The 12,049-nt window shown below is 57.0% G+C and carries 14 protein-coding genes; 7 read left to right on the top strand and 7 right to left on the bottom strand.

Annotated elements, in window-relative coordinates; all coding sequences use genetic code 11:
* Both K0H81_RS15980 and K0H81_RS15975 read left to right on the top strand, forming a co-directional pair.
* A complete protein-coding gene (locus K0H81_RS15980; RefSeq protein WP_144203945.1) occupies positions 1-1,914 on the top strand; it encodes a peptidase U32 family protein in 1,914 nt (637 codons plus the stop codon).
* A gap of 40 nt (positions 1,915-1,954) precedes the next feature.
* A complete protein-coding gene (locus K0H81_RS15975) occupies positions 1,955-2,329 on the top strand; it encodes a PH domain-containing protein (protein ID WP_220058961.1) in 375 nt (124 codons plus the stop codon).
* Between the two features lie 80 nt (positions 2,330-2,409).
* On the opposite strand, the gene K0H81_RS15970 is transcribed toward K0H81_RS15975, so the two are convergent.
* From K0H81_RS15970 to K0H81_RS15955, 4 genes are all read right to left on the bottom strand, one after another.
* A complete protein-coding gene (locus tag K0H81_RS15970; protein ID WP_220058960.1) occupies positions 2,410-3,597 on the bottom strand; it encodes an AAA family ATPase in 1,188 nt (395 codons plus the stop codon).
* 144 nt (positions 3,598-3,741) lie between these two features.
* Positions 3,742-4,029 (bottom strand): helix-hairpin-helix domain-containing protein, encoded by a 288-nt coding sequence (locus K0H81_RS15965; protein ID WP_220058959.1) that lies wholly within the window; start codon positions 4,027-4,029, stop codon positions 3,742-3,744.
* Between the two features lie 66 nt (positions 4,030-4,095).
* Complete coding sequence (locus K0H81_RS15960; protein ID WP_220058958.1) at positions 4,096-4,689, bottom strand: LysE family translocator; 594 nt, start codon at positions 4,687-4,689, stop codon at positions 4,096-4,098.
* Between the two features lie 247 nt (positions 4,690-4,936).
* Positions 4,937-5,842 (bottom strand): LysR family transcriptional regulator, encoded by a 906-nt coding sequence (locus K0H81_RS15955; RefSeq protein ID WP_220058957.1) that lies wholly within the window; start codon positions 5,840-5,842, stop codon positions 4,937-4,939.
* A gap of 118 nt (positions 5,843-5,960) precedes the next feature.
* On the opposite strand from K0H81_RS15955, the gene K0H81_RS15950 reads away from it, so the two are divergent.
* Positions 5,961-6,602, top strand: coding sequence for an NAD(P)-dependent oxidoreductase (locus K0H81_RS15950; protein WP_220058956.1), 642 nt, complete (start codon positions 5,961-5,963; stop codon positions 6,600-6,602).
* Positions 6,603-6,681: 79 nt separating this feature from the next.
* Here K0H81_RS15950 and rpiA read toward each other — a convergent pair whose 3' ends face one another.
* Positions 6,682-7,341: a ribose-5-phosphate isomerase RpiA gene (rpiA, locus tag K0H81_RS15945; protein WP_144203939.1), complete on the bottom strand. Its 660-nt coding sequence runs from the start codon at positions 7,339-7,341 to the stop codon at positions 6,682-6,684.
* A 330-nt stretch (positions 7,342-7,671) separates the two neighbouring features.
* Here rpiA and K0H81_RS15940 point away from each other — a divergent pair, with 330 nt between their 5' ends.
* Positions 7,672-8,595, top strand: coding sequence for a DUF808 domain-containing protein (locus K0H81_RS15940; protein WP_220058955.1), 924 nt, complete (start codon positions 7,672-7,674; stop codon positions 8,593-8,595).
* A 110-nt stretch (positions 8,596-8,705) separates the two neighbouring features.
* A complete protein-coding gene (locus tag K0H81_RS15935) occupies positions 8,706-9,353 on the top strand; it encodes a peptidylprolyl isomerase (RefSeq protein ID WP_220058954.1) in 648 nt (215 codons plus the stop codon).
* Positions 9,354-9,357: 4 nt separating this feature from the next.
* On the opposite strand, the gene K0H81_RS15930 is transcribed toward K0H81_RS15935, so the two are convergent.
* Positions 9,358-10,251 (bottom strand): LysR substrate-binding domain-containing protein, encoded by an 894-nt coding sequence (locus K0H81_RS15930; protein WP_220058953.1) that lies wholly within the window; start codon positions 10,249-10,251, stop codon positions 9,358-9,360.
* 100 nt (positions 10,252-10,351) lie between these two features.
* On the opposite strand from K0H81_RS15930, the gene K0H81_RS15925 reads away from it, so the two are divergent.
* Together K0H81_RS15925 and K0H81_RS15920 are read left to right on the top strand one after the other, a co-directional pair.
* Positions 10,352-10,771, top strand: a complete 420-nt coding sequence (locus K0H81_RS15925) for a CidA/LrgA family protein (protein WP_011864635.1) — start codon at positions 10,352-10,354, stop codon at positions 10,769-10,771.
* 13 nt (positions 10,772-10,784) lie between these two features.
* A complete protein-coding gene (locus K0H81_RS15920; RefSeq protein WP_220060876.1) occupies positions 10,785-11,474 on the top strand; it encodes an LrgB family protein in 690 nt (229 codons plus the stop codon).
* Positions 11,475-11,514: 40 nt separating this feature from the next.
* On the opposite strand, the gene K0H81_RS15915 is transcribed toward K0H81_RS15920, so the two are convergent.
* Entirely contained in the window at positions 11,515-11,934 is a 420-nt protein-coding gene (locus tag K0H81_RS15915) for a CBS domain-containing protein (RefSeq protein ID WP_220058952.1), read from the bottom strand.
* Between the last annotated feature and the right edge of the window lie 115 nt (positions 11,935-12,049).

The raw sequence follows: 12,049 nt of genomic DNA, 5'->3' as shown, positions 1-12,049 counted from the left end.
ATGGACAAGCCTGAGATTTTTATCCCCGATAGCGCCCCGATCGCGCCGGTAACTACCCGCTCAAACCGCCTCGAGCTGTTGGCCCCCGCCAAGAATGCCGACTATGGTATCGAGGCCATCAAGCATGGTGCCGACGCCGTCTATATCGGTGGCCCAGCCTTCGGTGCCCGGGCGACTGCCGGCAACAGCGTCGAGGATATCGCGCGTCTGTGTGAGTTTGCCCACCGCTATCACGCCCAGGTGTTTGTCGCCATCAACACCATCTTGATGGACGATGAGCTGGACGCGGCGCAGAAGTTGATCTGGCAGGTGTATGAGGCCGGTGCCGATGCCCTGATCGTGCAGGATATGGGGGTGCTTCAGCTGGATATTCCGCCTATCGCCCTGCACGCCAGTACCCAGATGGATAACCGTAACCCAGAGAAGGTCGCCTTCTTGGAGCAGGTGGGCTTCTCTCAGGTGGTGCTCGCCCGTGAACTGGGCCTGAGTCAGATCCGTGATGTGGCGGCTAAGACCAATATGCAGCTGGAGTTCTTCATCCACGGCGCCCTGTGTGTCGCCTACAGCGGCCTGTGTAACCTGAGTCACGCCTTCAGTAACCGCAGCGCCAACCGTGGCGAGTGCTCGCAGATGTGCCGTCTGCCGGGGGATCTCAAGACGCGTCAGGGTGAGGTGTTGGCACAGAACGAACACTTGCTGTCGCTCAAAGACAACAACCAGACAGATAACTTAGAGGCGCTGATCGACGCCGGTATTCGCTCCTTTAAGATCGAGGGTCGCCTTAAAGATCTCAGCTATGTGAAAAACGTGACCGCTCACTATCGTCAGGAGCTGGATAAGATCATCGCCCGTCGCCCAGAGTTTGTTGCCTCAAGTCATGGACGCTGTGAGCACAGCTTCACGCCTAACACAGAGAAGACCTTTAACCGTGGCCGCACCGACTATTTCGTCAACGAGCGTAGCCAAGGAGTTAGCGATTTCCGCTCGCCGAAATATATCGGCGAAGAGGTGGGCAAGGTGGCGGCCCTGGGTAAAGACTTTATTCAGGTCGAGTCGAGCCACAGCTTCAACAACGGTGACGGCCTGTGTTACTTCCCGCCTAACTATGAGAAGGCCAAGCAGTCTGACGATAAGTTGCAGGGACTCAGGGTTAACCGCGCCGACGGCAACAAGCTGTATGTGATCGCCGTGCCGGGCGATCTTAAGGTGGGCGCCACTCTGTATCGTAACCATGACCAGGCGTTCGAGACAGTGCTGGCCAAGGAATCCTCCAAGCGTATCATCAAGGTGGACATGACCCTGAGCGATACCGAAAAAGGGGTCGCCCTGACCATGACGGACCAATATGGTCTGAGCGCTACGCGCGAGCTGGAACTCGACAAGACTCCAGCCACAGATACCGAGAAGGCGCTGAAGAATCTGCGTAAGCAGCTGGGTAAGCTGGGTAGCACAGACTTCGAGGCCCGCGAGATCAATATCGAGACCGCCAGTCCCTGGTTTATGCCGGCTTCTCTGCTTAATGGGCTGCGCCGTGACACGGTTGCTGCCCTGGAGCTGGCGCGCGTTGAGGGCTACGAGCGTCCTCAGGCGTGGAAATACAACCAAGACGCCGTCTATCCCTTTAAGCATCTGAGCTTCATGGGTAATGTGGCCAACGAGAAGGCGAAAGACTTCTATACACGTCATGGGGTGATCGAGATCGAAGACACCTATGAGAAGAACGGCGTGACCGAAGATGCGCCGCTGATGGTGACCAAGCACTGCCTGCGATTTAACTTTAACCTCTGCCCGAAAGAGGTGCCCGGCATCAAGGCGGAGCCGCTGCAGATTGAGATAGGTAAAGATGTGCTTAAGTTGGTCTTCGACTGTCCTAAATGCGAAATGATGGTTGTCGGCGCTAACCGTCAGGTATAGGCTAGAGAACAAATTAAGTTCACTTTAAAGGAGATAAAGTATGGGACTGTTAGATGCACTGATGGGCAATGCCGCCGAAGTGAACCTGCAAGAATTGGCGCAGGAGCTGGGGCCTATCATGGGCGATAACGAGCAGTTAGCGCTGGCTTACCGTGTCATTCGCGACATGTTCGTGTTTACCAACAAGCGTCTTATCCTCATCGACAAGCAGGGCGTTACCGGCAAGAAGGTGAGTTATCACTCTGTGCCCTATAAGGCGATCACCCATTTTGAGGTGGAAACCGCCGGGACCTTCGACATGGACGCCGAGTTAAAGCTATGGATCTCGGGGCAGAAAGATCCCTTGGTGAAGGAGCTGAAGAAAGGCACCGACGTCGTGGGCATTCAGAAGACGATTGCTAACTTTTCATTATAAAACAAGCTCTTTATAAAGCTGGCTAGTTATAAAGCCGCGACTCTTTTTAGAGTGCGTTTTTAGAGTGAACAAGCCCAGGCCTAGCCCTGGGCTTTTTGTTGCCAATTCCAGCTTGGGGTGGAGAGCAGATCTTGCCCCACAATCTTGGTCTGCCCCAGCTGCTTGTCGAGTTCGATAAGCTGACACTGCTCAAATTCGTTGAGGGCATTGATCAGCCTATTGGCGTGGGAGACCACCCAGAGCTGACACACCTTAGATGCCTTGGCGATAAGCCGGGCCAGTGCAGGTAACAGATCCGGGTGCAGGCTGGTCTCCGGCTCGTTGAGCACCATCAGCTCAGGCGGCCTTGGGGTGAGCAGGGCGGCGATCAGCAGCAGATATCTGAGGGTGCCGTCGGAGAGCTCCTGGGCGTTGAGGGGCCTTAGCAGCCCCTGCTGATGAAAGTTGACGCTTAACAGGCCACCGGCCTGGTAGCCAATGGTGACATGGGCGCCGGGAAAGGCATCACTCACCGCCTCATCGAAGCTTTCCCTGTCGCCTATTTCGAAGATGGTCTGAATCGCCGAGGCCAGATCCCGGCCGTCATGGTGCAGCACTGGGGTGCGGGTACCCAGCTGTGGCTGACGCGCGGGCGCCTCGCTATCGCTGCGAAAATGATCGTAGAAGCGCCAGGCGCGAATGCTGTCTCTGAGCCTGAGCACCTCGGGCGTGCGGGTGGGATCCGACAGCTCGGTGAAGATGCTGTCGCCATGCTGCATATGCTGATTCAGGCTCTGCCAGCCATCTTGCCCTCCTTGCTGGGCGCGCCCCTTCACCATGGGGCCACGTCGCTCCACCAGTACGGCGGCGGGTCGATACTTGTTGCCGACCCAGATCGCCTCACGCTTAATCTGAGGATCTAGCCCGAAGAGGGTGGTGCTGTCGGGCTTGGGTAGCCCAAGCTCGATGAGGTAGCTGAACTCATCGCCGGCAAAGCCCAGTTTAAGCCGCTTGGTCTGCTGGCGTACCGTGGGGGTTATCTCGGTATCGCCGCTCAACATCCCCTTGGTGAGGTTTTCCGGCCCCGCCCAGAAACAGGAGTCCAGTCCGCCCTCTTGGGCCAGGGCATTAACCACGCCGCCTTGGGCCGTTTGTGCCAGTAGCCTAAGCGCCTTGTAGAGGTTGGACTTGCCACTGCCGTTGGCGCCCGTGACCAGATTGAGCTGCCCCAGGGGCAGACGTATGTCTCGCAGCGAACGGTAGTTGTTGATGGCTAAGGTGGTCAGCATGGCGCTCTTTTTTTGTGGTTTTAGTATTGGTTTTAGTAGTTTGGGTTGAGCATGAGCGTAATTTTGGCTTGGGGCAACAGTGGCATCTTTAGGCTCTCGATGCCATAAGTGCTCAAACGCTGGGCGAGCTTATCTTTTAGCCGATCATCTCTGTTGCAGCTTGGCCAGATGTGCCTTGCGCTCCGGGGTATAGTGCCACCAGGGCTGGGACGCTTCCCCTTCCATGAAACGCACCGCGGCGATAAACACATCGATGACACAGGGATCGTGACGACACTGGGTGATGGCTTCTAGCTGGGCGTGCATCTGATATGGATCCAGCCCGATAAGCTCCTTGGGGTGATGCAGGCCGAGCTTGTAAAAATCCTCCGCCGTGGCCTTACCCACGTTGGGGATCATGGTGAACTCAGTGATGGTATCGCGGGCTGACATCTGGTTTCTCTTCTTATCTGTGTGGTTTTAAGTGTACGGCGTTTAACGCGGTTTGTCAGCGGCTCCCTAGGCCAGCAAGGCGTAACCAACTGCGGCTAGCATGGCGACGGCAAAGAAGATGCGCAGTGCCCTTGCGGCCTTTGGCCTGGAAAATAGCGGGCGTAGCAGGCCGCCGAAGATCAGCCAGAGGCTATCTACCAGAGTCGCGACCAGCAAGGCGCAGATCCCCGTGGCCAGATAACCCAGGGCCGTGTTTTCCAGCGGCAGTAAAAATTGGGAGAAGATGGCCAGGAAGGCAGCATAGGCCTTGGGATTGAGCAGGTTGAGGATAAAGCCATCTTTGAAGCTCGGTGCCTGCTGCGCGTCATCTAACTGGGTGCAGGGGGCGCTGGCAATCTTATAGGCGATGAAGGCGATATAAGCGGCGCCGAGCAGTTGACAGGTGAGCCTGAGGTCGGGAAAGCGGCTAAATAGGGCGGCGAGTCCGGCGCTGGCGCCTATGATGGCTACCGACAGCCCAAGGAGTATGCCCGCCAGGAAGGGGGCGCCGCGTCTTATGCCAAAGGTGGCGCCCGTGGCGGCCAGTGCCAGCGGCGCTGGGCCGGGTGAGCCCAGGAGTAATCCGGTGGCGGCGATTAACGAAACGATTGATTCCAACATGCCAGGCTCCTTGTGGCGCGCTTTTGATGGGCAACTCATTTGCCCGGGTTGAGCATCTTAGCCTGATTGGTTTATCTGTAAAGCCAAGGGGCCGATTTGGCGCGGCGCCTCGCTGCAAGGCTAACGCTACACCTAGCACTGCCCTTTTGGTAACTCGGCGGTAAACCTCGTGGTAAATCTTGCGATAAACCTGGGGGCGACACCTCGCGAGATCTGCACAGGTTTCATTACACTTTCGAAATCCTACCTATCGGGCCGGAGCGGGGTGCTTGAGGATATCTTGCTGCCAGCGCTCGGCGAGAAAATCGATGAAGTGTCGAATCAGGTGTTGCTGATAGCTGCGCGAGAGATAGACGGCCCACAGCGTCTTGCCCGGCAGATGATATTCCGGCAGCAGCTCGACCAGCTCCCCCGAGGCCAGATGGGCATTGGCGAGATCGCAGGGCAGATGAATGAGGCCCTTGCCCCGTAGCGCCGCCTTGAGGAGGACGCCCATGTCGTTGGCCTGTAGGTTACCGCCGACCTTTTTTTCAATATTTTGATTGTCTTTGACAAACAACCAGTTGGTTTGGCTGGCGTGGAGCAGGCAGTTGTGCGCCGTGATATCGTCGAGGTTGGTGATGGGCGCATGGCCAGCGAGATAGTCAGGCGAGGCGCACAGCACTGAGTCTATATGCATCAGGCGGCGGGCGATCAGGCTCTCATCGGGCTGCTGGGTGTAACGCAGGGCGATATCAACCCGCTCATCGACCAGCTGCACCATCTCATCGGACAGCAGCAACTGCACCTTGACTTCGGGATGCTCGCGGGTGAAGTCATCGATCGCATCGAACAGCAGCGCCTGACCCAGGCCGATGGGGGAGGCGATACGTATGCTGCCGACTAGCTCTTGCCTATGACGCTGGGCGCGGTTTTGCAGCGCCGCGACTTCATCGAGGATCTTCTGACAATAGATGAAGGCCTCTTCCCCCTGCACGCTCAGGCTGACACTGCGGGTGGTGCGATGCAGCAGGCGCAGTCCCAGCCAACGTTCCACTTCCTGAATATGGCGGGAGACCTGTAGTCGGCTGAGGCCTAGTTGTTCGGCGGCCTGGGTAAAGCTGCCGCAACTGGCCACCTCGACGAAACTACGGATCGCGCTGATCTTATCCATATTAGTGACCTTATTTAGTAACCTAAAATGAAACAATGATGCTCTATCTACGCTGTTTATCACGATAAGCGGGCTAAGTAAACTGATGCCAATTTAGTCAGATAGTGAGGAACAGAAGATGAATATCGCGATTATTGGTGCCACAGGTTGGATAGGCAGTACCTTGATGCAGGAGGCCTTGAGCCGCCAATTGTCGGTCACCGCCCTGGTGAGAGACCCGGCTAAATTAACCGGTGAGTTAGCCGGTCAGGTCACGGCGCGGGTCGTCGATCTCGAGCAGGGTATCGACCCTCAGGTATTCGAGGGGATCGATCTGGTGATCGCCTCCGTGGGTGGACGAGCCTCTGGCCAGCATCAATTGGTGCCCCAGAGCGCCAAGGCGCTGCTCGAGCTGCTGCCCAAGACTCAGGTTAAGCGCCTGCTGTGGGTCGGCGGCGCCGGCAGTCTCGAGCTGGCCCCAGGCCAGACCCTGGTACAATCGCCAGGATTCCCGCCAGAATACAGGGATGAGGCCTTGGCCCAGGGCGAAGCGCTGGAGGTATTCAGGGCGAGTGACTCGCCGCTGAACTGGACTTTTGTCAGCCCGGCGGCCGAGATCTATCCCGGCGCCAGCGAAGGGGCCTATCGCATCGGCGGCGATAAGTTCTTTACCGACGAGGAGGGACGCAGCCGCATCTCGGTCGCGGACTACGCCAAGGCGATGCTGGATTTGGTTGATTCAGGCGACTATGTCCGCCAGCGGATCAGCTTGGCTTACTAGAGCCGCGAAGAAGGGCATTAGGGCCTGAAAAACAAAAAGCCACTCTATGAGTGGCTTTTTTAATGGCTTTTAATTCGGCCTATGGCTTAACCGTCTTTACGCCTTCAGGGGTGCCGACCAGCAGGACGTCGGCGCCGCGGTTGGCGAACAGACCATTGGTGACCACACCAACGATCTGATTGATCTGCTCTTCAAGCGCCTTTGGATTGAAGATCTTCATGTTGTAGACATCCAGGATCACGTTGCCGTTATCTGTGACTACGCCCTCACGGTAGACAGGGTCACCGCCTAATTTGACCAGCTCGCGGGCCACGTAAGAACGTGCCATAGGAATCACTTCTACCGGCAGCGGGAACTCGCCCAATACCTCGACTTCCTTAGTGTTATCCACGATGCAGACGAACTTGTCGGCCACGGCGGCGACAATCTTCTCGCGGGTCAGCGCGGCGCCGCCACCCTTGATCATGTCCATGTGGCCGTTGATCTCGTCGGCGCCATCGACATAGACAGAGAGCTGATCGACAGAGTTCAGGTCGAATACCGGGATCCCCAGCGCCTTCATCTTCTCGGTCGAGGCCTCAGAGCTAGACACTGCACCTTCGATATCGGCCTTGATGGTGGCCAGTGCATCGATAAAGTGGTTAACGGTCGAGCCGGTACCCACGCCGACAATACTGTCTTTCTCTACATACTCGAGCGCTGCCCATCCGGCGGCTTTTTTCATTTCATCTTGAGTCATAAGGAGTTCCTATAAGGATAAACGAAGCATTTTGTCGTCATTATACCTTTAGTTCTCCTCGGGAGTATGTCAAATGACGCAGTTTGTTGCTTTAGCGCAGAATTTATTACCCAGATCCTAGGGGAAATTTGTGTGAAATCTCCCAACTTGGGCCTGCGGCCGGGGTTTTGTCTGGCGTCCTCTGGAAAAATGTATTGAGGCAGAGTACTTTAGCTCTCAACAAGCGTACTTTAGCTTGCCGTTAGCGTTAAAGATTAGCGCTTAATTCGCGAGAGCGCCCTCACGCACAAGGCGGTGGGGAAAGGATATAGAAGAGAGTAAGGAGAGAGCATGGCGGGCGCGAGTCTGTTGACCCTGTTGGATGATATCGCGGCAATATTGGATGATGTTGCCCTGATGAGTAAGGTGGCGGCGCGCAAGACGGCCGGTGTGTTGGGGGACGATCTGGCCTTAAACGCCCAGCAGGTGTCTGGGGTGAATGCGGATCGCGAGCTGCCCGTGGTGTGGGCGGTGGCTAAGGGATCGCTGCGCAATAAGTGTATCTTGGTCCCGGCGGCGCTGCTGATCAGTGCCTTTATCCCCTGGGCGGTGACGCCGCTTTTGATGTTCGGTGGCCTGTTTCTCTGCTATGAGGGTTTCGAGAAGGTATATCACTCCCTGACCCACAAGCATGAACCTGCCATGAGTCAGAGCGAGATGGCTAAGGCGGTCGAGGATCTCAAGGCCTTCGAGAAGCAGAAGGTGGCCGGTGCTATTCGTACCGACTTCGTGCTCTCGGCGGAGATCATCGCCATCACCCTTGGGGTGGTGGCCGAGAGCAGTTTCATGACCCAGGTGGTGACTCTGGCGATCATCGCCGTGCTGATGACAGTCGGTGTCTATGGTCTGGTGGCGGGCATCGTCAAGCTGGATGATGCCGGGCTCTATCTGAGTCAGCGTCAGGGGGATGGCCTGCTGCGCCGTCTGGGGCGTAAGCTAGGTGGTGGCCTGGTGAATGCGGCGCCTTACCTGATGCGCGGCCTTACCGTGGTGGGCACCATCGCCATGTTTATGGTGGGCGGCGGTATCCTCACCCATGGTATTAATCAGATTGCCGAGGTGTTTGAGCAGGCAGCCCATTGGGTGGCAGGGCTTGCTATAGTCGGGCCAGTCTTGGCCTGGATGACCCCGAGTCTGCTCAACGCCCTGTTTGGTGTCCTGGTAGGCGCGGTGGCTCTTATTCTGATGTCGCTGATTGGGCGGTTTCGCAACTGATATTTGAAGGTCAGATGTAGCATAATGTATCGGTAACAACTTGTATCTTATATTGTTTTCTAATTTAGTGCCTCGTAACATCCTTAAGGTGACACGCGTTGGGGACTGTGATGAAAAAGCAAATAAGAGGCAAGTTGGCGCTGGGAATATTGCTGCTCTTGGGCTTAACCGCCTGCGGCGGTGAAGAGGGCAGCAATGGTGTGATAGTCAATCCACCGGTGACCGGCCCAGTGCCCGATATGAGCATAGATGCCTGCTTCACCATGACCACGAGTCTGGGGGAGATTAGGCTAGGTATCGATAGCCGCCATACGCCGCAATCGGCGGCCAACTTCATCGGCTATGTCGATGATGGCTTTTACGATGGCACCCTGATCCACAGGGTGATATACAACTTTATCATCCAGGGGGGCGGATTTACCTCTGGCATGGTACCTAAGCCGGGCAAGGCGCCCATTAAAAACGAGGCTAGCGTGGGCTTTAGTAACCTCAGGGGCACCCTGGCCATGGCGCGCGCCCGACAGAGCGATTCGGCCACCTCGCAGTTTTTCATCAACACCTTAGACAATCCGCAGCTGGATTATAGCGCCAGCAGTGAAGGTTACGCTGTGTTTGGCAGGGTGCTGTCTGGCATGGAGCTGGTGGATAAGATAAGCATAGTGGCCACCACCCGGGTAGGGGAGTACGCCGATGTGCCGCTGGAGGAGATAGTGATCGAACGTATCACCCCCAGCGAGTGCCCTGTGCTGGAAGAATGATACGCTAGTCGCCGCTCGCCTGATGATGTTTGACCAGATCTATCATCGCCTGAGCCGCGAAGGAGAGGCTGAGATCTTTACGCCAAAACAGGCTCATCTGCCAGCTGAGATCCGTCTGGGTCAGGGGGCGGGTGATCACTGCGTCTGGGCGGTAGCGCTCGGCAATAAATTTAGGCAGTAGCATCAGGCCTATCCCGGCGGCCACCAGGGCGACGCCAAATTCCGGCTGATTCACTAGGGTGGGGTTCTTGATGCTCACACCGGCCTGCTGGCAGGCATTGATCACCATCTCATGCAGGGAAAATTCCGATTCAAACAGGATCTGCGCCTGGCCATCGAGCTCGCCAAGGGGGATCTCCGAGCGCCTGGCTAGCAGATGCTCGCGGGGGAGTACCACCACCATAGGCTCGGTATGGATGGCGATCCCCTCATAGCGGTCCTTGAGATCGATAATGCCGGTGGCGAGTTCTATCTCCCCCTGTTGCAGGGCCTGGGTCTGCTCGACGCCGCCGCGAACCAGCAGCTGGGTCTCTATCTCTGGGTAGGTCTGGCGATACTTGGCGATGATGGGGGCGAACAGCTCGGCGCTGCCCAGCGGTGCCAGCCCCAGTTTTAGTATGCCGCGATTGAGCCCCTTCAGCTGTGCCAGCTCCTCCATCATCGCCTGCTTATCTTCCAAAAGCCTGAGGGCGTGGCGGTAGACCACCTCGCCATGGGGGGTGAGCTGCACCTTAGTGCCGCGTTTGCCCCGGGTGAGCAGGGGCAATGCCAGCTCGCTCTCCAGCTGGGCGATAGACTTTGAAAGCGCGGGCTGGCTGATATGGATCCGCTCGGCGGCGCGGTTAAAGCCTCCCGAGGCGACGATCTCGACAAAGTAGTGTAGTGCCTTAAGATCCATTAAATAGCTTTTGGTGATTTATTTTATAAATAATATTCATTTTTTTTATTTAAATGGCAAGCGTAAGATCGCCATATCATCTCGTTAGACAGAGTTTTTCATGGCAACTTATCTCCCCCCACTTAGAAACTTGCTGCAGCTGTTGTTGCAGGTGGGGTTATTGTCTCTATTGGCCCTGGCCGCCCAATGGTTGGTGACTCGCCTGGCACTGCCGCTACCCAGTGGCGTGATTGGCCTGGCGGCGCTTCTGGCCCTGCTGGCGCTAAACTGGTTGCCCGAACGTTTCGTGGCCCGCGGCGCCGCCTGGCTGCTCGGCGAGCTGCTGCTCTTCTTTATTCCGCCCGTAGTGGCCTCGATGCATTATGCGCCGCTGCTGGAGCAGTATGGCGTCAGCCTGCTCTGCACCTTAGTGCTGGGGAGTGTCAGCGTCTTGCTGATCACCGGCTTCGTGATAGACAGGGTCTTCAAGTATGAGCGCCGCCTCAGACAGGCCGGCGCGGCCAAAGCGGTGGGCGTCTGATATGTTGGGCTCAATGCACCTGTCGCTGCTTGGCCTTGGCTGCTTGCTGGCGACCCTGGTCAGCTATGGCCTGAGTAAGCGCCTCTATCGCCGCTTCGGTCACTGGTGGCTGTCACCTATGATATTGACACCGGGATTCTTGCTGGCCTTGGTGGTGGGGTTTGCCATTCCGCTGCCCACTTATTTCGAGTACAACCACTATCTCAGTTTGTTGCTGGCACCGGCGACCATCGCCTTCGCCCTGCCTATCTACCGCGAGCGCCATCTTATCCGCCGTTATCCGCTGACCCTGAGTCTGGGCGTGCTCACCGGCCTGTTGGCGGGTTTGGTCTCCTCCTGGCTGCTGACTAGGGTGATCTATCTGCCGCCTGAGCTGTCTCACAGCCTGCTGGTGCGTTCGGTCTCGACCCCCTTTGCCCTGGAGGCGACCCGCGAGTTTGGCGGCGTGCCGGATCTCACCGCCGTGCTGGTGTTGATGACGGGTGTGCTGGGCATGTTGCTGTGCGGCCCTGTGTTCAGGCTGGCGAAGATCTCTAGCCCTTTGGCTAAGGGCGCCGCCTTAGGCGCCAGTGCTCATGGGGTAGGGGCGTCCAAGGCCGCCGAATATGGCCGGGAGGAGGGCGTGGTGGCCAGTCTCACCATGATCTTTACCGGCATCGCCATGGTGATCGGCGCGCCGCTGTTCGCCTATCTGCTGGTCTAGCCGGGCGTTACCGGCTAGAGCGGCTATCTGATCTGATGCCTCATTGTTTTAGCAGTGAGGCGCACAGCTTAACGAAGTCCGACGAGGTCAAAATGCCGATCACCTTGTGATTGTCGTCGACCACAGGCAGGCAGCCCAGCTTGTTGTCGATGAAGTAGTCCACCACGACCGCAAGTGGCTCGTCCAGCGTGACCTTTTGAAACTCCCTATCCATGATCTCGGCCACCGAGGTGCGCCGCTCCTGACGATCCAGCCCTTCGTTGCCGTAATGGGTCAGCATGCCCATGACGGTGCTGATCATCTTCTTGTGCGTCAGTATGCCTACTAGGCTGCCGTCGGCTTCGCTGATGACGGGCAGATGGCGCACGCCGCGACTGCTCATCAAGAGGTGGGCATCCTTGGTGGTGGCCTGATCGCTGATGCACACAGTGTCTTTGGTCATTATGTCGCTGACTCTCATGGTCGACTCCTTCAACTATGGGGATGCCTTCATCATAACAGTTATTTACGCCGTGGTTGAAAAACGCACTCTTGCAAGTGGTGATCTTGACCTCTGCTTGGCGAAAAATGCTGTG

The sequence above is a fragment of the Shewanella halotolerans genome (assembly GCF_019457535.1).
Classification (GTDB): domain Bacteria; phylum Pseudomonadota; class Gammaproteobacteria; order Enterobacterales; family Shewanellaceae; genus Shewanella; species Shewanella halotolerans.
Note: the sequence above shows the minus strand (reverse complement) of the source record. Positions and strands in the feature narration are given on the sequence as shown.

Bases quoted from the DNA above. Each gene is read 5' to 3' on its own strand.
- K0H81_RS15980 (WP_144203945.1), top strand. From the start codon at position 1: ATGGACAAGCCTGAGATTTTTATCCCCGATAGCGCCCCGATCGCGCCG.
- K0H81_RS15975 (WP_220058961.1), top strand. From the start codon at position 1,955: ATGGGACTGTTAGATGCACTGATGGGCAATGCCGCCGAAGTGAACCTG.
- K0H81_RS15970 (WP_220058960.1), bottom strand. From the start codon at position 3,597: ATGCTGACCACCTTAGCCATCAACAACTACCGTTCGCTGCGAGACATA.
- K0H81_RS15965 (WP_220058959.1), bottom strand. From the start codon at position 4,029: ATGTCAGCCCGCGATACCATCACTGAGTTCACCATGATCCCCAACGTG.
- K0H81_RS15960 (WP_220058958.1), bottom strand. From the start codon at position 4,689: ATGTTGGAATCAATCGTTTCGTTAATCGCCGCCACCGGATTACTCCTG.
- K0H81_RS15955 (WP_220058957.1), bottom strand. From the start codon at position 5,842: ATGGATAAGATCAGCGCGATCCGTAGTTTCGTCGAGGTGGCCAGTTGC.
- K0H81_RS15950 (WP_220058956.1), top strand. From the start codon at position 5,961: ATGAATATCGCGATTATTGGTGCCACAGGTTGGATAGGCAGTACCTTG.
- rpiA (WP_144203939.1), bottom strand. From the start codon at position 7,341: ATGACTCAAGATGAAATGAAAAAAGCCGCCGGATGGGCAGCGCTCGAG.
- K0H81_RS15940 (WP_220058955.1), top strand. From the start codon at position 7,672: ATGGCGGGCGCGAGTCTGTTGACCCTGTTGGATGATATCGCGGCAATA.
- K0H81_RS15935 (WP_220058954.1), top strand. From the start codon at position 8,706: ATGAAAAAGCAAATAAGAGGCAAGTTGGCGCTGGGAATATTGCTGCTC.
- K0H81_RS15930 (WP_220058953.1), bottom strand. From the start codon at position 10,251: ATGGATCTTAAGGCACTACACTACTTTGTCGAGATCGTCGCCTCGGGA.
- K0H81_RS15925 (WP_011864635.1), top strand. From the start codon at position 10,352: ATGGCAACTTATCTCCCCCCACTTAGAAACTTGCTGCAGCTGTTGTTG.
- K0H81_RS15920 (WP_220060876.1), top strand. From the start codon at position 10,785: ATGCACCTGTCGCTGCTTGGCCTTGGCTGCTTGCTGGCGACCCTGGTC.
- K0H81_RS15915 (WP_220058952.1), bottom strand. From the start codon at position 11,934: ATGAGAGTCAGCGACATAATGACCAAAGACACTGTGTGCATCAGCGAT.